A 17,548-nucleotide genomic window follows, 5' to 3' on the forward strand; every position below is an offset into this window, starting at 1 on the left:
ACAGGTCAGAGTCATTCAAGTTACAAACCGGGCTAGTATGACAAACAGATTGCAAAAATGCATGTTTTGTCATGTCTAGGTCATAATGCTTGGAAAATTAAAGGGGAAGTAGGACTTTAGGCATGGTGAAGAGGAAATATTCTAACTATTTGCCTAACTAAAGACTCAAAAAAGGATCAAAACAAGAAAGTAAAGATTTTCTTAAAAAATTGAAAATAAAAGTCGCGTTATATAGAAGGAACATGAAAAAGCCGCTGACGGATACCATACGTCAACGACTTTTATATCAAGCTATATGGGTGACTGTTGTGTTGTTGCGACTACAAAACAGTGTTTTATCCTAAAACAGATTCGTTCGTACGCGAAGGATACGTATACTTCTGAACGAAACGGGAGTATTCCAGTAATAATAAATCGAGTTCATGACTCAGTTTCAAAACATGAGGGGATGTGAAACTAGACCGATCCGCTTGATGATACAGTTCACTTCGTTTTGCCTCGATTGCTAAAGTCAGTAGATGCTGGCTTGTCATAGAATCCTCCCTTACATTGGTGTCATATCCATATTCTAGCAAGTGGTTTCTGGCAGTGCAACGACATTTCATCTGTTTTGAGGAAATGTAATTTTTTTGTAATTTCAATTGTCACGAATCTTTTTTGTCTTTCGGAAGATAATAGGTGCTAAATGTCGATTAGTTTGGCAAAATAGAGAAGGAACTTCTTCTTATTAGAAAGGAGCTGCTGAAATGGAGCTCTCGCTTTGGTTAGCGTTTGGTGCAGGGTTGTTGTCATTTGTCTCACCTTGTACGCTTCCGTTATATCCGGTATTCCTCTCTTATATTACCGGTGTTTCTGTAACGGACTTGAAAGAAAAAGGGGTCAGAGAAAAACGGTCGTTGTTGCATACTGTAGCCTTTTTGGTTGGATTTGCGATGGTGTTTGCCGTTCTTGGTCTATCGACTTCGCTGTTGGCGGATGTCTTCATCACCTACCGTGACACGTTACGGATGGTCGGCGCACTTGTCATTTTTGTTTTCGGCGTAGTGTTGCTTGGATTATGGCAACCGAAATTCCTGATGCGTGAGAAAAAACTGAACTTAGGTGAACGAAAGGGCGGATACATCGGTACCATCCTTGTCGGAATCGGTTTTGCTGCTGGATGGACACCGTGTACGGGTCCGATTTTGGCAGGCGTCATCGGGCTTGCAGCGACGAATCCAAGTCAAGGTATGTTGTATATGCTGTTTTATGTACTCGGATTCTCGATTCCATTTTTACTGATGGCCTTTTTCGTCGGTCGTTCGAGATTGTTCGTGCAGTACAGCTTGAAGTTAACAAAATTCGGCGGCGCATTGATGATGTTGTTCGGAATCGTCCTTTATTTTGACGGACTCAGTGCATTTGCCGCATGGATGAGTGATATCGTAGGATTCACTGGATTTTAACAAGGAAGTGATGGGATGATTTGGGTATCAACAGGGGTTGCGCTCGTCATGGGTTTACTGATCAGCTTCATTCGTGTCAAAGCTTCAGCTAAACCGACGAACGCTAAAAAAATCTTAATCCCGCCCTTCGCCATGTCGACCGGAATGCTACAGTTTTTATATCCGGCATCCCGCCTGACATGGACGGAAGTGGCAGAAGCATTGCTAGTTGGTGCGATCTTCAGTATTTTTTTAATCAAGACGTCCAATTTCTACGAAGCCGAAGGGCAAATTTATCTGCAACGATCGAAAGCCTTTTTCATCGTCCTGTTCGGGATTTTAATTGTCCGGACAGTGGCAAAGTTTGTCATCGGCGGTCAAATCGATATCTTTGAGACCGGCGGAATTTTTTATCTCGTGGCGTTCGGGATGATTGCGCCTTGGCGGATTGCGATGTATCTGAAGTATAAGCAGGTCAAGTCGGGTATCGTCCCGGTTAAACATTTACCGCAAAACTAAAAGGAAGGATTCTCATCTGAGAGTCCTTCCTTTTAGTTTTGGAAATACAGTTCGTATTCCCGCCAATCGATGGCGTGTTCGCGTAACGCTTTTTTTAAGAATTTATGGTCCCGTTTCGGTGTCGCTGAAATATATCCTTTGACGACCAATTCGGACGTCATCTCGGTTGCCCGTTCTTCCAGTGCAAACTGCCCGATCCGTCCCGCGATTTTCCGACGTGCGACATCCCGAAAAGCAGCCGGGACAGGCATGACGAGTGCGTTTAATAAATCAAGTGTTTCATCCGTCCATAAATGGCGGGTCTGGTCGATGTATTCATCTTCCCAGTCCATCATCGATTTGCCGTCTTCTTTCGGAAGTTTCTTAAGGAACTTCCGGAACATGAAGAAACCGCCAATCGCCATCAATGTGATCATGATAAAGCCCCAGAGCAAAATTCCGTTCATGAACCATGCCATCCGTGACTCATCCCCCTTTCAACATCACTTATACATTAGCATAATTTTTTTTGTCGTGCTATGATAAATGACGGAGAAAGTGAGGCGGAACGATGTTACAACCTTATGTACAACTTGACGAGTCCGGACGGCCTCAAAAAGGGCTCTTGCCGGAGACGGCGGACGGACGTGTCGTCGAATTTTATTATGATACGAACGGAGCGGACATCACGGTTGTCTTCGTGACGATTCCTGCTCAGGACGCAAGCCGCAAGCGGGCATTCACGGTCGGAAAAACGTTTAAGACGATTTCGACGCTCGAAGACTTCACGTTGGTCCGATACGATTTGACCGATCATAAAATCCTCGCGACACTAGAGATGTTCGCAGATGGATCGAAGCGTCAAATTGATGCTTCGAGATTGCTCGACTATTAAAAAAGAAGGAGACGCGGATCGCCGCGACTCCTTCTTTTTAATGTTGAATGGAAATTCTGTCGTCCTCGATCGAGGCGGTCCCGCCAATCGGGAAAGTGAACAGCGGCATCGTATGGCCGAAGTCCGCGCCGGAAATGACCGGAATCGACGCGAGGGCAGGGTACAGCCTGACCAGATAACGGAGGTGTTCGTCCGTCATCTGTGTCGCAAGCTGAAAACGACCGAACACGATCCCGCGGATTTGATCGGCTCCCGGTTGCGCCATCAAGGAGGCGAAGTCACGGGCAAAAGTTGCCGGATGGACCTCGTAATCATCTTCAAGGAACAGAATACTGTCGCGTAAATCCGGGAAGTATGTTGTTCCTTGCAGAAGGTTCAACGTACAAAGATTCCCGCCGAGCAGACGTCCGTTGCCGGAGCCTTTTGAGAGAATGACGGGTCCGGGGTTCGGAAGCGTTACCTCTTTTCCTTCGTGCTGATCATGCCAATTGACACTCGGCTGGACCTGAGTCGTTCCGCTTTCGAACAACACCTGTTCGAATGACTGTAATGTATAGGCATCGCGGGAGGCAAGGGCACGTAACATCGGTCCCGAGTAGGTGACGAGTCCGCTTTTCGTCAAAAGGGCATGACTGAGCGCTGTAATATCGGAAAAACCGCAGAGAATCTTCGGATTATTCCGGATTAAATCGTAATCCAGTCCGTCGAGCAATTCATTGGAACTGAACCCGCCGCGGACACATAAAATTGCATCGATCGACGGATCGGCGAATGCAGTATGGAGATCATCCAGTCGGCATGCCGGATCACTCGAACCGAACGGATTCAATGCCCGGGCATGCTGACTGATCGAGACCCGTAAGCCAAACGATTCCAAAACCGTGATCGCCTGATCAAGAATCCTTGACTCGACCGTAGCAAGACTTGACGCCGGTGCGAGCAGACGAACATGCGAACCGTTCGCCAGACGCTTCGGGACAATGACGGGGATTTGCTGTTCGATGCATTCAATCCGGTTGCCGAACGGATCATTTGTGAAAAACCGGCGGCGTGGTGCCAGGCGGTCATCAAACTGAACCGGGTATCCGGCAGTCTGCAAGCGATTTGCCAAGTCATCCAGATGCGAAAAGGTCAGACCGGGATGTGCTTTTGCCGCCGGTTGAAACGGCTCCTCGATTCCGAGGTGGAGGGCAGTGCCATCCGATTCAAAACAGACACCGCCGCTTGCTTTGACACCCGGCGGTTTTTCAACTTCTTTCATATGTAAAAGCCCGGCATAAAAAGCCCGAGCCTGTTCTTCCGAGTTTCTTGGGGAAGCTAACTGTATGTGATCTAACATTCTGACACGTCCTCTCAAGAAAATTAAACGATGAATTCGGTCACCCGTTTAAGTTCGCGTTCGACGAAGTTCAAGTAAAAGTGTCCGTCGATCCGTCGATCCAGTTCCTGGGCGACTTCATAAATATTGGAGCGCAGGACTCCGAGATAGGCCACTTCGGCATGCCGGGCAGCCCGGTAAGACGCTGCATAGTGAGCCAGTAAGAACTGCAGGTAACCACGGTCCGTCAACAACGGAATCAACTGTTTTTTCTCTTCCATCGACCAGACGTACTTGTCGTCGTAATACATCGCGGCATAGAGGTGATACGGTTCATCGCCGCCTGTGAAGAGCGGTTTGACGCGTTTGACTTCTTGAATCAACTGTTCCGTCCAGTCGAACCGGTCTTTTTTCCGGCTGATGAACAACGGAAGAATGAACGGATGGGCCTGGTCGGGCATCCGCGAACAACCGCGTTCGTGACGGATGGCAGCGTACAGTAACAAGGCCCGGTCTTCGTAACCGCGTTCGATGGCATACGTCATCCGGCTGAAGCCTTCGCAAGACGGGCAGTCACTTAATTCGTCGGACGGAGCGTCGACCCATTTGGAAAGGTAATGATCGGCCTGTTCTTCGTCACCGAGCTTGCTGTAAATCATGAAGCCGATGTAGTCGCGTGTCCGGGCAAAGCCATGGGCGTCACAAAAATCAACGAACCGGTCGAAATCTTCTTCGAGTAAAGCAACAGGCATATCTTCCTGTTCGGCTGCATAAATTAAATAGGATTTATAATTCCAGTACAGATCGAGTTCTTGTTTAGGCGTTAAAGTCAATTCATCTTTCCGGACCCAATCCATTAATAAAGAAAAGGAAACTAAAAAAGAGCGGAAGTGACCCAAATCAAATTGGTTTTGAGAAAATGTCCACAAGGCAAGGGGACGGAGTGTCGCGTCGGTCGTATCCTCAAAGATGGTCCAAAGTGATTCACCACGTTCGAGTGACGGATCTGCCTCTTTTAAGCGGAGATATAAACTGTTGAGTTCTTCGTGAGGGTTCATCTGTACCCCTCCTTTCTTATATAAGTATACCACGCACGGATTCAGAAGGCGTCCCGGATGTCGCTGAACAAAAAAATGATTCCGCCCACGATTAGTCGCGGCTCGGAATCATTTCAAGGATTTGTCGATGGGTGGAACTTGTTGGATGAAGCAAATCATTTATCGTGTAACTGTTCAAGACTTGATGAAACGCAGCAATCGCGTCATCAAAGGCTTCGCGTGCAGGGTCTAAAGAAGGGAGTTCAGATGTCCCTTCGAGTGGATCTAGAAAGTGAGTTGTTGGTTCAAACAGTTGCACTACGTCACCGATATAAATTTCATCCGGCGGGCTTGCCAAACGGAATCCGCCACCTCGACCTCGAACAGAATGAATCAATCCATTTTGTCCTAAACGATAGACGACTTTCATCAGATGATTTTTAGAAATGTCGTAACAGTCCGCTACTTCCTGGATTCGGACTAATCGATCAGAGTGTGCCCCGGCAAATAACAGGGATCTGATTGCATAATCCGTATAACGTGTCATGCGCATTTTCATCACCTGCTTAACTACACATGTTAGAGAAGATTAATAGGAAGTACAAGTTTGAATGTGCATATCTAAAGATGCATTTTGGAGATTGAATTTAGGGAAAGATTTTGCCATAATAAGCGGGGAAGGTAGGTCATGTCATGCATTTTGATCAGGCATTATATCTGTTGCAAACAGTTGAGTGGGAGATGGAACAGAAGAGTTTTCGGATTGCGAGTCGTTTTTATAAACAATTGGAAGATAAGTATAGCGTATTATTAGAAGAAATAGAAAGTCAAACGACTACAGCACAAACGTTAGAGTTACGGATTCTTCGACTCGGACAACTGTTAAAACACGTGACGAAGCAACAAGAGTCGAGTGAGTTGTTCAAATTGATTTTATTAAACGAAATCAATCAGTCAAAATCCTTTCTTATGACGTATCCGGAAATCGTCAGCGAAGAATTGCTCGATGCTATCCGGTCGGAACTCGGGCTCGAAGCAACCGCTCGGGTCATGGTTGCCTGGGAAATCGTCCATCATCAACTTGTTGAGACGTGCCGTCATTTTTATAAGTACAAAAGTCACGGCGACTGGGCACGGCTGGATGTCTTGTTGATTGCCGAACAACATCATTTAGGGGCAATCATCGACGAAGCCCGTTATGCGTTAATGAGCGGTCGTCAAACAACAATTTTGCATGTCAGAAACCAAAAACCGTCGGCCGAAAAATTGATGACGACGTTAAATGATCTAACGAAACAAGGACTGGTTTTCCACAGCATGCAGACGGAAGAGTGGGACGAGCAACTCGAACAGTTCCTGAAACTGATTTCGATGGGGGATCCAATCACCTTTGCGAGCGGGTCAAGTCGCTTTATAGCAGACGTCCAACGAACGCTTGAACCGTTGCCGGTCATATTCAGTCCGTTCATCGCGGACGGTGTTCTTCCGTCCTGACTTGAATTTGATAGTGAAATGGCTTCAGAGAAATCCTGAAGTCATTTTTGGTGTCTTCTTTTATGGAATGGTAAAATAAAGAAAAAATATGAAAAGAGGGTCATAGATGCCGACTATTTATCTGACGCGTCACGGTGAGACGGAATGGAATCTCGAGGACAGGCTGCAAGGGTGGCGAGATTCCCCGTTGACCGCCAAAGGACGTTCTCACGCCGAAAAATTGGGGCGGCGTCTGCAAGACATCCCGTTTCAAGCTGTCTATTCCAGTCCGAGCGAACGTGCCTACCAAACGGCCCAATTGATTTGTGACGGATGGTCAACACCGATTGAGACAGATGACCGATTAAAGGAAATACATATGAGCGAATGGGAAGGGCAGACGCGGGAAACGATTGAACAACATGATTTAGAAGGCTATTCCTCGTTTTGGAAAACACCTCATCTGTATAGATCGAAAACAGGAGAAAACTTTGGTGTGCTGAAAAATCGGCTGCTGGCGTGTTTTAACGACATGCAACTGAAGCATCAAGAAGAAACGGTTTTAATCGTGACGCACGGTATTGCGATCAACGTGCTGTTAGCTCATTTTAAGGGGAATGGACTGGAACAGTTGTGGATGTCTTCTCCGTTCATTCACGGAACGAGCCTGACAATCATCGAATCGACGGAACAGGGATATTCCATCGTACTTGAAGGAGATATGAAGCACATCGACCGAGAATCGGTATTGTAACGACTACATAAAAACACTCTGGACCAGGCACTGATTAAACAGTGTCCGGTTCAGGGTGTTTTGGTCATTTAAATGACGTTCATCAGGCCGACTGTGATAACCGTTTCGCGCGCTGGATCGAGCGGTCAAGGGCAAGATAGACGAGGCCGGACAAACAACAGGCGACACCGACACCGGCAAGCGCGTATTGTCCGTTTCCGGAGTCAAGGAACAAGGAACCGAGTAACGGCGCCGTGACTCCGCCGATCAGCCACTGGATACTGGCGGCACCGTTATACGTTCCGCGCAGATGTTCCGGGGCAATTAAGGCAATGAATGTCATCTGGACCGGCGACATGATCATCTCGCCGAGCGTATACAGCGCGTAGATGACGAGTAAAATCGTCACGAGCACGATGTAGCCGGTTCCGAGCGAGAACAGATATGACGGGATGAAGGCGAGTAAAATCATCCCCAGTCCGAAAATCGATGCCCCGAGCAACATGACTTTACCGAATGCTTTACCGGACAAGCGGGCGGCGACCGGGAACTGGAACAAGACGACCATAAAGCCGTTTAATCCCATCAGGTACGGGAACGGATTTTTATCGTTCGGCAGTCCCGGCAAGGCTTCCTTCAGGAAAACCGGCAACATGCTTTCAACCAGGGCGAAGCCCATCGAGATGAAGACGCCGGCAGCAATGAACACCAGGAAGACGTGATCCTTACGCAGGACGGTGAAAGCCGACAGCTTTGGTTCGTCGTGCGTATGTTCGATCTGATCCGGTTTGGTTTCCTGGATGAACAGCAGTAAAACCAGGGCATACAGGAAAAAGACAGCGGCAGCAGCGTAAAAAATCAGCGACCGGTCGATGAACAGGACGGCACTTCCGATCAAAGGTCCGAACGCGGCTCCGACATTATGTCCCATCCGGAGCAACCCGAATGATTCATTAAGCCGTTCCGGCGGTGTGACATCGGCGACCATGGCGCTTGCTGCCGGGTGGAACAAGGAATTCGTCAGACCGAGCAAGGCATTCATCAATAGTAACGGCCAGAATGAATCAGCGAATGAAAAGCCGATTAAAGCAATGACATCCCCGACGATCGAGATGACCATCAACGGTTTGCGGCCGTACAGATCGGCCAGGTGTCCGCCGAGGAAAGACCCGAACAGTGACATGATCGGGCCGGTCGCCATGATCAGACCGACCAAAAAATACGAATCGAGCTGTTCCGAATAATATAGAACAAGAAATGGTGCAATCATGAACATCATGACTCCGGTAATCGTTTCCCCGACGAACCGGATCCAGATGTTACGGTCAAGCTGTTTTAACGCAGTAAACATAAACAAAACCCCTTATATTTCCGTTTTTAGACCATAGAAAAGACGGATACGCACAAATATGGGCATACCCGTCCTGATATAAGAGGGCAGCATGTACGTATACGCATACGTACACCCTGCTTAATTGAAAATTAAACGATTGGGTGACGTACAGTTGTAGCCAATACGTGAATCGGTTGTTGCTGATCAAATGATTGTGACATTGTACGTCTCCTCCTTCTTGTAATAGTGACTTCCTCGTCATCGTATAGAAGATGGAGCGGGGTTGTCAAGATAAATTCTGAAAATTGGGTCAACAAAGTGAAATGGACGAGACTGCGAAAATTCGGTATGATAGACTAGTTGCGAAAAAGTATCTGTATCGAGGTTGAATATATAGGTGAAAGGAATTACCACACATGACAAAATTACTTCAAACCGAAGTCGAGAAACGCCGGATCTTCGGTATCATCTCCCACCCGGATGCCGGGAAAACGACGTTAACCGAAAAATTCCTGCTCCACGGTGGAGCAATCCGGGAAGCCGGATCCGTCAAAGCACGGAAAAACTCAAAATTTGCGAAATCCGACTGGATGGAGATCGAAAAACAACGGGGAATCTCTGTTACCTCTTCCGTCATGCAGTTCGAATATGACAAAAAAATCGTTTCGATCATGGATACACCGGGTCACTCCGATTTCGGGGAAGACACGTACCGGATCCTGACAGCCGTCGACTCGGCAATCATGGTCATCGATGCGGCGAAAGGGATCGAGTCCCAAACGAAAAAACTGTTCCAGGTCTGCCGGATGCGCGGGATTCCAATCTTTACGTTCATCAACAAGATGGACCGTCAAGCACGTGACCCGCTCGAATTGATGGAAGAGCTTGAAGAAGTCCTCGGGATTCCGTCGGTTGCTGTTACATGGCCTGCAGGATCAGGACAACAGTTCGAAGGTGTCTACGACCGTGTCAACGAGAAGTTCCACTGCTTTAAAAACGATCGTCTGACGATTGATCTCGGCGAAGAAGGACTCGCAAACGATCAGTTGGCTTCAACGATCAACAATGAAATGTATGACACGTTAGTCGACGAAGTTGATTTACTCGACGGAGCCGGCAATGAATACAATGAAGAATTGATTGCGAAAGGTGAATTGACACCGGTCTTCTTCGGTTCTGCCTTGGTTGATTTCGGGATTACACCGTTGCTTGAGCATTACCTCAACTTGTCACCGTCACCGACTCCGCGTGAGTCGAACAAAGGACAAATCGAGCCGGCACAAGATTTCTTCAGCGGTTTTGTCTTCAAAATCCAAGCAAACATGAACCCGAATCACCGTGACCGGATCGCGTTCGTCCGGATTTGTACCGGGAAATTCGATCGCGGAATGGAAGTTGTCCTGACGCGGACCGGTAAAAAGATGAAGCTGTCGCAATCGACGCAGTTCATGGCTGACGAGCGGGAAACGGTCAACGAAGCGTTTGCCGGTGATGTCATCGGTCTGTACGATTCCGGCAACTATCAAATCGGCGATACAATCACGAACGGTGACCCGAGTCTGCAGTACGAAGCTTTGCCGACATTCGCACCGGAACTGTTCCTGAAAGTCTTCACGAAAAACGCCCTGAAATCAAAACAATTCCAAAAAGGCGTCGAACAGCTTGCGCAAGAGGGAGCGATTCAGGTCTACAAGACGGAATACAACGAGATCATCCTCGGAGCGATTGGTCAACTTCAATTCGAAGTCTTCGAACACCGCCTCAAAGGGGAATACGGCGTTGATATCCTAAAAGATGCAGCGAACTTCCAAGTCGCGAAGTGGGTCAAAGTGACAGAAATCAGTGAAGTCAAGAAATTGACAGATTCACGGACTGTCCTCGTCTACGACCGCTGGGAAAACCCGGTTCTCTTGTTTGCAAATGATTTCGTCTACGAACGATTCGTTCAGAAAAATGAGGGTGTCATCACACTCGTTGACTCACCACAAATGCTCAAAGATTAATATCATGAACGTATCTTCCGATTCACTGGAAGATACGTTTTTTTCGTTTTGAGATCCGGAAAGAAGGGTAAAAATTTGAGTCTGTAAATTCATATCTCTGTGAGAGGAATGGTGTTGACGATGGCGAAAAAATTTATCGGCATTTTTCATGATGAATCGAGTTTACATCAAAGAATGCAAGCGTTAAAACAGCAAGGACATAAAGATTCTGATTTCTCAGTAGTGGGACGGGACGATGCAGCAGATGAGACATCGGGTGCGTCCTGGATCGATCAAGTCAAATCGAAGTTCAGCCATGAGCCACCGCTTCGGGAAACGTTAAAACGTGTCGGGCATTCCGATCATGAAGCGGAACGCCATTACCAGGAAGTCGAGCGGGGAGGAATTGCATTGTTCGCAAAAGACCGGCACGATGACCATGAGCATGCACACGATCATGACCATCACCACGACCATGATCACGACCATACACATGATCATTTAAATGATGAGAATGACCGTCACGGTGGAAAAGTTGCAAATCCGGGCATCAACGATTATGAATCAGAGCATTCGGATGATCACGACAAGAGCGACCGTTCAAAATGGAAAGCCGATGATGTAGATTAATAAACCGGGACGCCAAGCTGAGTTTTTCAGTTTGGCGTCTTTTTTTGAGAAGTGAAGTTTGTTCATTACCGCTTTGAAAATCGCCGGTGCTATACTGAACGTACTAAAGAGGTGAAGAAAAATGAAAAAAACAGTCGCAACACTCGCCGGTCTAGGAGTTCTCGGAGCGGTCTTCATGACCCGTTATCCGCTATTCGGCCGCCGACCATCGAAGTCGGATCAACAGCGTTATGCCCGTTCGGCTCAGTTTTTGAACGGAAAGTTTCAAAATGAACTGCCGTTCCAATTAAAGATGGAATGGGACACAATGAAAAGTATCTTAAAAGATTACGGACGGGAGCTGCCGTCGTTAAAACCGGTCAAACCGTTACCGGTTGTTCCGTTTGAACGACGGACGGACGGAACGGAACCGCGCGTGACCTGGTTCGGTCACTCGGCGTTCCTGCTTGAACTGGATCATCAGACGATTTTCTTTGATCCGATGCTCGGACGTGCTCCGTCACCGTTCCCGAAAATCGGGGGTGGACGGTTCCAGACGACGGAACCGGTCGATCTTGATGCCTTACCGCCGATTGATCTCGTCATCTATTCACATGACCATTATGACCACTTGGATTATCATTCGGTTCTGGCGTTAAAAGACCGGGTCGGTCAATTCATCGTTCCGCTCGGTGTCGCGAGCCGCCTGAAAGGCTGGGGTGTCGATCCGGCCCGGATTACCGAACTCGATTGGCATGAATCGGTCGAGACGAACGGTCTCCGCCTGACGGCAACACCGGCCCGTCACTACTCGGGGCGAAACGGACTCGATCAATTTTCGACGCTTTGGGCGTCATGGGTGATTGAGGGCTCGAAGAAGGTCTTCTTCAGCGGTGACAGTGGTTACGGTCCCCATTTCAAGGCAATCGGGGAACAATACGGTCCGTTTGACTTAACGATCATGGAATGCGGACAATACGACACACGTTGGTCGAGTTCGCATATGTTACCGGAGCAGACGCTCGCGGCGCATCTCGATGTCAAAGGGGATGTAATGATTCCCGTTCACTGGTCGGCGTTTACGCTGGCATTCCACCCGTGGTTCGAACCGGTCGAACGGGTGTTGAAGGAAGCGGAAAAACACGGCGTACCGGTCGTAACACCAATGATTGGCGAGAGTGTCACGACTGCCAGTCAGATACGTAAATGGTGGCGCGAGGTACGGTGAAGTTAAGTGAAACTCGTTTTCTTTTCCCGTACTTTCCTCAGGCGAGACACGAGCCGCGGCTTCTGTTCTTTCGGACGAGGAGCCGGGTCTTGTTTGTCTCTGACAGCGCGAAAAGCACGCGCTTTTTCCTGGAGGAGTCACGGGAAGAAGACGAGTTTAACAAAATTTTGTAAGACGGGAATGATTTTTAATCGTTCTCGTTTTTTGTTAGATATACTCATCTTTTTGAAAGGGGAGATTAGTTTTGAAAGAACAATTGAGTTTGTTAGATGACTTGTCTCAATATAGAAATGCTGAGGAAATGTCGACATATTATAAGTTCATAATTGATCACGCTAAAAAAGATTCTGCAGTTTTAAGGCTGTTAAGATTAAAAAAAGGACGCTTTAAAGAATTTTGTGAAGAGTTTACGCCAGCCTATATTTTTTCAATGTCGACATTCTTTCCAAAAAACGCACAAATAAAAGTTGTTTTAGGAAACCAAGGATACGATTTTTTAATGAAAAGATCTGACGGAACAATTGAGAAATTTGAAATAAGTTCGTACATAGACGGGCAAGAAGATACAAAAATCTCACAGAAATTAAATGAAGTTGGAAGATGGCAATCACGTTTAAGCAGTCTAGAATCTCTAGAGGAGAAAAGAAATATCTTTCTTGAAAAGACAAAACAGAATATCATCAAAAAATCTCAAAAAAATTATGACGATGTAACACTGATTTTTTCTACGACGATATTTACGTTAGAGCACTTTCTCGAAGATCACGAGTACTTGCTTCAGGAAAAAATAATCGAATATATAAAAGAAACAACCTTTCATGCTAAAGGAGTTTACTTGATAACAGATGAAGGACATTCAATTGAACACAGTGCTGCACATATGCTTCAGATTAAATAGATTATGGTTAAAGTTTTAAATCACTGTGCTTGAATTAATTCGATACAAAAAACATCCCCGTTCTTTCGCTTATTGCGAGAGAACGGGGATGTTGTGTTTTTAGATACGTCAGCCGGCCAGCCGTTCTGATTGAGCATCACGTCGTGAACGCAAACGTTCGATGACTTCAAACCCGAGGACAAGCATGGTGCCGATCAGTAAGCCGTTACTGAAGAACGGACGTAACGTCAGCGGCAAGATTTCCGCAAGCACCGTCGATTGCAGGAGGATGCTGATCCCGATAACGGCGCAAATCGCAAAAGCGTGTTTACGGCGGCTCGTCGTCATGCTGCTTTCAGCCGACTGCCAGGCAATCAGGAACATATGCGGTAACGTCGCAAGCAAAGCGGCGCTGGCGACACTGCGCGGCAACGTAGCGATGATGCCGATGATACTCGGGAAAAACCCAACCAGGGCGATGACAAGTGAAGCAATCAAAAACGGACGGCGTTCCTTACTTCCCGTCTGGGCGATGAAACCACTTGTGATCGGCAACGGAACCGGGACGAGCGTCGAGAACGTCGCCGCGATCAAGTGAATGATTCCTTCGACCGTCAGTCCCTGATTCAAAGCCCCTTTTTTCTGAATCGTCGCTTCGACGGCGCTTAACGCAGCAATCAGGTTGACGATTAAAAGAATCGCAAACGGAATCGCGACGAGAAACGCACTGCCGTCAAATTGCGGCATCCCGAACGGTAAAGCGGTCGGAAAGGCGAAGACACCGGACGCTTCCGGCAGCGACGGACGGCTGACCAGCCAACCGACGACAATACCGATCATCAAAGCGAACGGCCGTAAGCGCGTCGGACCGAATTGACTGAGTCCGAGCACAAGCAGGAAGGTCAGAATTCCGGCGAGACGTGTCGCCTCAACAGCAAGGACGGCACCAAGCATGACGCCGGTCAGTTGAATACATAATAAAAGCAAAAACGTTCCGCTGACGAGTGGCGTAAAGACCGGTAATAAAAAGTGGGTCCAACCCGTCAATCCAAGGAAAATCAGGACAACGCCGGCGATGACGACAGCGGCCATCGCAATCGTGAAGGCTGTCTTTGAATCGACCGGTAACGCGGCGATGACAACAAAAATACTGACCCATGAACCAGCCGGACCGGACACGATTGGTAAGCGGTGACCGAAGACACCATGGAGAAAACAGGCAATCCCGCCGACGAAGAAGGACCGTTGCACAAGCGCGGCTGTTTCGACACTTGAGAGGTCGAACAGGCTAGCGACGACGATGGGCAAGGCAATCGTATTGGCTAATAAGAAAATGATCCACTGGATCGTGGACGTCGTACGTTTCACAAAAATCGTCTCCTTTAAAAATCGCTGATTTCAGCATCATATCATATGTTTGATGTTATGATTCATACATATTTATGACTGAAAACATATGAAAGAGATGATGAAGATGGATTTACGCCAATATCGGTATTTTTGCGCAGTTGTCGAAGAACAATCGGTGACGCGGGCGGCTGAACGCTTGCGAATGGCACAACCCGCTTTAACACAACAGATTCGGAAAATGGAAGAACTGCTTGGGGTGCGGTTGATTGAACGGGCGGGACGCGGCATCCGGATCACGGCAAGTGGTGAGCGGTTGTATGAACGCGCCGTCTCATTATTGCGGTATGAAGCGGAAACGCGGATTGAAGTCAGTGACATCAAGGAGGGACGGGCCGGCATCTTACGGATCGGAGTCAATACATTATCTGCCGGTCGCCTGACCGGCTGGGTTCAAGAGATGAAACGCCGGTATCCCCGGATCACGTTGCAAATTCATCAGGGCGAGTCGGGTGTGTTGATTGACCGCCTGAAGGATCATGCAATTGACGTGGCACTCGTCCGGCTGCCGATCGAGGCCCAGGGCGTGACAATTGAATGGATGGAGGAAGAACCGTTTTATCGCGTCCATCATCCGGAATATGCGGACGCCGACGTCATCATTCCGAGTCAGGAAGGACTGGGTGTCTTTCAAACGCTCAGCCAGCAGTTTGGGGTCGTCTCACAGGAAACCTGTTCCGACGTCTTGACTTTGATTGGACTTGTCCGCAGTGGACAGGCGGTGACACTGTTACCGGAAAGTACGCTCCGCGAGCTCGACATGACGGGACTGGTGCGGGAACGGTTACCGGACGCGACGAGTACGACGGCTCTTGTCTGGTTGACGGAAGACGGTCAATCGGCGCTGACCCAACAATGGGTCTCGATTGTCCACGAGTAAGAACGAATTGTTAAAAAAGGGATTTTATAGGATACTAGAATAAGAAACAGGAAGGTAAGGGGGAGGATGAAATGAAGACGATTCGCGGAAAGTACGGCGAAGCGAAGATTTTTACACACAATGTCGATGACATGACGATTGAGCAGGTGACGGGGATGCTGAACGAAAACATTGCTGTCGGCGGCAATGTCCGCATCATGCCCGATTGTCACGCCGGCAAGGGCTCGGTCATCGGCACGACGATGCGGATTCACGATAAAGTGGTTCCGAATCTCGTTGGTGTCGACATTGGCTGCGGCATGTTATGTACACAAATCAATCGTGAAGGAACAGCCGGCGTTGAGTATGAGAAGTTGGATGCTGCGATTCAGGCACTGGTTCCGAGCGGCATGTCCGTCCGTAATCAGCCGCACCGGTTATCGGAACAGATTCCGTTTGATCAAGTATTGGCACCGTTTAACGAAACACGCGCCCGATTGTCGATCGGCACGTTAGGCGGCGGGAATCATTTCATCGAGCTGAATACAGACGAGGAAGACAATCTCTACCTCGTGATTCATTCCGGCAGCCGAAATCTCGGAAAAACGATTGCCGAGCATTATCAAAAGTTGGCGGAAGCGTCACAATTCACCGTCGATACCAAGGCGATCGTCGCCTCGCTGAAAGAACAGGGACGGGAGCAGGACATCCAATCGACTCTGGTCGAGCTGAAGAGTCAATTCAATGAAACCAATAAAGAATTAGCGTACGTGTCCGGTTCCGATATGGACAACTACCTGCATGACTTAAAGATCGCCCAACGCTACGCGGCACTGAACCGTCAAGCGATGACGGAGGTCATTGTTGAAGCGATGGGCTGGTCGGTCACGGAACAGTTCGATACGATCCATAACTACATCGATCTCGAGCAGATGATTCTCCGGAAAGGTGCGATTTCAGCGCAAGCCGGTGAAGTCGCCATTATTCCGATGAATATGCGCGACGGTTCACTGATCGTCAAAGGAAAAGGCAATCCGGACTGGAACTATTCCGCACCACACGGGGCAGGGCGGATTATGTCCCGCTCGAAAGCCTTTAAATCAGTAGACTTGAAGGAATTTGAGGAGACGATGCAGGACGTCTGGTCGAGTTCAGTCGTCGAATCGACACGCGATGAGTCGCCGTTTGTCTATAAGCCGATGGAGGAAATCATCCGGAACACAGAGGACACGGTCGAGTTACTCCAAGTCATTAGACCACTTTATAACTTTAAGGCAAAATGATGGGCGAAAATCCGGCGTCCTGCTCACTGACAGATGAACTGGTGGCTGTCTTGATCGCCACTACCTGTCGTGAAGCCAGCTGTTAAGAGAACGGACTGCGAGGCCCGGTTGTCGGGTGCGGTATAGGCACAAACCTGTTTGACTTGCATGTCCTGCAGTCCAAACCGGGTAACCGTTTTGACAGCTTCCGTCATGTAGCCGTGGCCGCGGAAGTCCGCTTTGAGGACATAACCAATTTCGGCGATGTTGTTTTGGTAGCCTCTGCAAAAACAGCAATTGCCGATGAATTCACCGGTTGATTTTAAATACAGTCCCCACGTTATGCCATCACCGCTGAGGTAATCAAGAGCAATTTGACTCAAGATCCGGACGACGTCGTGACTGTTTTCTGCCTGTTGCCCGTCATAGACCGTAATTTCAATCATTTGATTCGCTTCGCTTAAGCGGATTTCCCTTAACAGAAGCCGTTCGCTCGTCAGTTCAGGAAAGACGTCAAAATAGTATTTTTCTTTCACGCGGCATGTCTCCTTTTATTTTACTTCTTCATTTCAAGTGTACGTGATTCGATTGGAACCGGAAACATTCATCAGAA

19 protein-coding genes are annotated in these 17,548 nt (G+C 48.1%); 11 read left to right on the forward strand and 8 right to left on the reverse strand.

The annotated features are described in order from the left end of the window. Window positions 1-335: 335 nt before the first annotated feature. Window positions 336-533: an aspartyl-phosphate phosphatase Spo0E family protein gene (locus ABIC15_RS06605; RefSeq protein ID WP_131502967.1), complete on the reverse strand. Its 198-nt coding sequence runs from the start codon at window positions 531-533 to the stop codon at window positions 336-338. A gap of 213 nt (window positions 534-746) precedes the next feature. On the opposite strand from ABIC15_RS06605, the gene ABIC15_RS06610 reads away from it, so the two are divergent. Beyond that, the gene (locus tag ABIC15_RS06610) at window positions 747-1,445 is read left to right on the forward strand and encodes a cytochrome c biogenesis CcdA family protein (protein ID WP_012370006.1); all 699 of its coding nucleotides are present in this window, start codon (window positions 747-749) and stop codon (window positions 1,443-1,445) included. A gap of 15 nt (window positions 1,446-1,460) precedes the next feature. Then, window positions 1,461-1,943, forward strand: a complete 483-nt coding sequence (locus ABIC15_RS06615; protein ID WP_012370007.1) for a CcdC family protein — start codon at window positions 1,461-1,463, stop codon at window positions 1,941-1,943. Between the two features lie 32 nt (window positions 1,944-1,975). On the opposite strand, the gene ABIC15_RS06620 is transcribed toward ABIC15_RS06615, so the two are convergent. Beyond that, the gene (locus ABIC15_RS06620) at window positions 1,976-2,401 is read right to left on the reverse strand and encodes a DUF2621 family protein (RefSeq protein WP_012370008.1); all 426 of its coding nucleotides are present in this window, start codon (window positions 2,399-2,401) and stop codon (window positions 1,976-1,978) included. A 92-nt stretch (window positions 2,402-2,493) separates the two neighbouring features. On the opposite strand from ABIC15_RS06620, the gene ABIC15_RS06625 reads away from it, so the two are divergent. After that, the gene (locus ABIC15_RS06625; protein ID WP_012370009.1) at window positions 2,494-2,817 is read left to right on the forward strand and encodes a hypothetical protein; all 324 of its coding nucleotides are present in this window, start codon (window positions 2,494-2,496) and stop codon (window positions 2,815-2,817) included. Window positions 2,818-2,854: 37 nt separating this feature from the next. On the opposite strand, the gene ABIC15_RS06630 is transcribed toward ABIC15_RS06625, so the two are convergent. The 3 genes from ABIC15_RS06630 to ABIC15_RS06640 all read right to left on the reverse strand — a co-directional run bounded on the left by ABIC15_RS06630 (window position 2,855) and on the right by ABIC15_RS06640 (window position 5,725). Next, window positions 2,855-4,156 (reverse strand): VOC family protein, encoded by a 1,302-nt coding sequence (locus tag ABIC15_RS06630; protein WP_354020135.1) that lies wholly within the window; start codon window positions 4,154-4,156, stop codon window positions 2,855-2,857. Window positions 4,157-4,179: 23 nt separating this feature from the next. Continuing rightward, window positions 4,180-5,193, reverse strand: a complete 1,014-nt coding sequence (locus ABIC15_RS06635) for a hypothetical protein (protein ID WP_214765202.1) — start codon at window positions 5,191-5,193, stop codon at window positions 4,180-4,182. A gap of 91 nt (window positions 5,194-5,284) precedes the next feature. Beyond that, on the reverse strand, window positions 5,285-5,725 hold the full coding sequence (locus tag ABIC15_RS06640; RefSeq protein ID WP_214765200.1) for an RrF2 family transcriptional regulator: 441 nt from the start codon (window positions 5,723-5,725) through the stop codon (window positions 5,285-5,287). Window positions 5,726-5,865: 140 nt separating this feature from the next. Here ABIC15_RS06640 and ABIC15_RS06645 point away from each other — a divergent pair, with 140 nt between their 5' ends. Together ABIC15_RS06645 and ABIC15_RS06650 are read left to right on the forward strand one after the other, a co-directional pair. Beyond that, window positions 5,866-6,666, forward strand: coding sequence for a globin family protein (locus ABIC15_RS06645; protein ID WP_354020138.1), 801 nt, complete (start codon window positions 5,866-5,868; stop codon window positions 6,664-6,666). A 106-nt stretch (window positions 6,667-6,772) separates the two neighbouring features. Further along, window positions 6,773-7,399, forward strand: a complete 627-nt coding sequence (locus ABIC15_RS06650) for a histidine phosphatase family protein (RefSeq protein WP_354020139.1) — start codon at window positions 6,773-6,775, stop codon at window positions 7,397-7,399. An 82-nt stretch (window positions 7,400-7,481) separates the two neighbouring features. On the opposite strand, the gene ABIC15_RS06655 is transcribed toward ABIC15_RS06650, so the two are convergent. Continuing rightward, a complete protein-coding gene (locus ABIC15_RS06655; RefSeq protein ID WP_354020141.1) occupies window positions 7,482-8,729 on the reverse strand; it encodes an MDR family MFS transporter in 1,248 nt (415 codons plus the stop codon). Between the two features lie 398 nt (window positions 8,730-9,127). Between ABIC15_RS06655 and ABIC15_RS06660 the strand changes: the two genes are divergently transcribed. The 4 genes from ABIC15_RS06660 (at window position 9,128) to ABIC15_RS06675 (ending at window position 13,428) form a co-directional block, all read left to right on the forward strand. Beyond that, window positions 9,128-10,714 carry a peptide chain release factor 3 gene (locus ABIC15_RS06660; RefSeq protein ID WP_214848394.1) on the forward strand — a complete coding sequence of 529 codons (1,587 nt, stop codon included), beginning with the start codon at window positions 9,128-9,130 and terminating at the stop codon, window positions 10,712-10,714. A 120-nt stretch (window positions 10,715-10,834) separates the two neighbouring features. Then, window positions 10,835-11,323 carry a hypothetical protein gene (locus tag ABIC15_RS06665; protein WP_354020143.1) on the forward strand — a complete coding sequence of 163 codons (489 nt, stop codon included), beginning with the start codon at window positions 10,835-10,837 and terminating at the stop codon, window positions 11,321-11,323. 121 nt (window positions 11,324-11,444) lie between these two features. Beyond that, entirely contained in the window at window positions 11,445-12,530 is a 1,086-nt protein-coding gene (locus tag ABIC15_RS06670) for an MBL fold metallo-hydrolase (protein ID WP_354020145.1), read from the forward strand. Window positions 12,531-12,774: 244 nt separating this feature from the next. After that, window positions 12,775-13,428: a hypothetical protein gene (locus ABIC15_RS06675; RefSeq protein ID WP_354020146.1), complete on the forward strand. Its 654-nt coding sequence runs from the start codon at window positions 12,775-12,777 to the stop codon at window positions 13,426-13,428. A 108-nt stretch (window positions 13,429-13,536) separates the two neighbouring features. Here ABIC15_RS06675 and ABIC15_RS06680 read toward each other — a convergent pair whose 3' ends face one another. Beyond that, window positions 13,537-14,775, reverse strand: a complete 1,239-nt coding sequence (locus tag ABIC15_RS06680; protein WP_354020148.1) for a purine/pyrimidine permease — start codon at window positions 14,773-14,775, stop codon at window positions 13,537-13,539. Window positions 14,776-14,881: 106 nt separating this feature from the next. Here ABIC15_RS06680 and ABIC15_RS06685 point away from each other — a divergent pair, with 106 nt between their 5' ends. Both ABIC15_RS06685 and ABIC15_RS06690 read left to right on the forward strand, forming a co-directional pair. Beyond that, on the forward strand, window positions 14,882-15,694 hold the full coding sequence (locus tag ABIC15_RS06685; protein ID WP_354020150.1) for a LysR family transcriptional regulator: 813 nt from the start codon (window positions 14,882-14,884) through the stop codon (window positions 15,692-15,694). A gap of 71 nt (window positions 15,695-15,765) precedes the next feature. Further along, entirely contained in the window at window positions 15,766-16,956 is a 1,191-nt protein-coding gene (locus ABIC15_RS06690; RefSeq protein ID WP_354020151.1) for an RtcB family protein, read from the forward strand. A gap of 23 nt (window positions 16,957-16,979) precedes the next feature. Here ABIC15_RS06690 and ABIC15_RS06695 read toward each other — a convergent pair whose 3' ends face one another. After that, window positions 16,980-17,471, reverse strand: coding sequence for a GNAT family N-acetyltransferase (locus tag ABIC15_RS06695; protein ID WP_354020153.1), 492 nt, complete (start codon window positions 17,469-17,471; stop codon window positions 16,980-16,982). Window positions 17,472-17,548: the final 77 nt, after the last annotated feature.

This window comes from Exiguobacterium sp. PvP048 (genome assembly GCF_040549175.1).
GTDB classification, from domain to species: Bacteria; Bacillota; Bacilli; order Exiguobacteriales; family Exiguobacteriaceae; genus Exiguobacterium_A; species Exiguobacterium_A artemiae.

Coding starts and splice junctions, on each gene's coding strand:
- ABIC15_RS06645 (WP_354020138.1), top strand. CDS start 5,866: ATGCATTTTGATCAGGCATTATATCTGTTGCAAACAGTTGAGTGGGAG.
- ABIC15_RS06665 (WP_354020143.1), top strand. CDS start 10,835: ATGGCGAAAAAATTTATCGGCATTTTTCATGATGAATCGAGTTTACAT.
- ABIC15_RS06630 (WP_354020135.1), bottom strand. CDS start 4,156: ATGTTAGATCACATACAGTTAGCTTCCCCAAGAAACTCGGAAGAACAG.
- ABIC15_RS06690 (WP_354020151.1), top strand. CDS start 15,766: ATGAAGACGATTCGCGGAAAGTACGGCGAAGCGAAGATTTTTACACAC.
- ABIC15_RS06650 (WP_354020139.1), top strand. CDS start 6,773: ATGCCGACTATTTATCTGACGCGTCACGGTGAGACGGAATGGAATCTC.
- ABIC15_RS06610 (WP_012370006.1), top strand. CDS start 747: ATGGAGCTCTCGCTTTGGTTAGCGTTTGGTGCAGGGTTGTTGTCATTT.
- ABIC15_RS06640 (WP_214765200.1), bottom strand. CDS start 5,725: ATGCGCATGACACGTTATACGGATTATGCAATCAGATCCCTGTTATTT.
- ABIC15_RS06615 (WP_012370007.1), top strand. CDS start 1,461: ATGATTTGGGTATCAACAGGGGTTGCGCTCGTCATGGGTTTACTGATC.
- ABIC15_RS06625 (WP_012370009.1), top strand. CDS start 2,494: ATGTTACAACCTTATGTACAACTTGACGAGTCCGGACGGCCTCAAAAA.
- ABIC15_RS06635 (WP_214765202.1), bottom strand. CDS start 5,193: ATGAACCCTCACGAAGAACTCAACAGTTTATATCTCCGCTTAAAAGAG.
- ABIC15_RS06670 (WP_354020145.1), top strand. CDS start 11,445: ATGAAAAAAACAGTCGCAACACTCGCCGGTCTAGGAGTTCTCGGAGCG.
- ABIC15_RS06685 (WP_354020150.1), top strand. CDS start 14,882: ATGGATTTACGCCAATATCGGTATTTTTGCGCAGTTGTCGAAGAACAA.
- ABIC15_RS06620 (WP_012370008.1), bottom strand. CDS start 2,401: ATGGCATGGTTCATGAACGGAATTTTGCTCTGGGGCTTTATCATGATC.
- ABIC15_RS06660 (WP_214848394.1), top strand. CDS start 9,128: ATGACAAAATTACTTCAAACCGAAGTCGAGAAACGCCGGATCTTCGGT.
- ABIC15_RS06605 (WP_131502967.1), bottom strand. CDS start 533: ATGACAAGCCAGCATCTACTGACTTTAGCAATCGAGGCAAAACGAAGT.
- ABIC15_RS06655 (WP_354020141.1), bottom strand. CDS start 8,729: ATGTTTACTGCGTTAAAACAGCTTGACCGTAACATCTGGATCCGGTTC.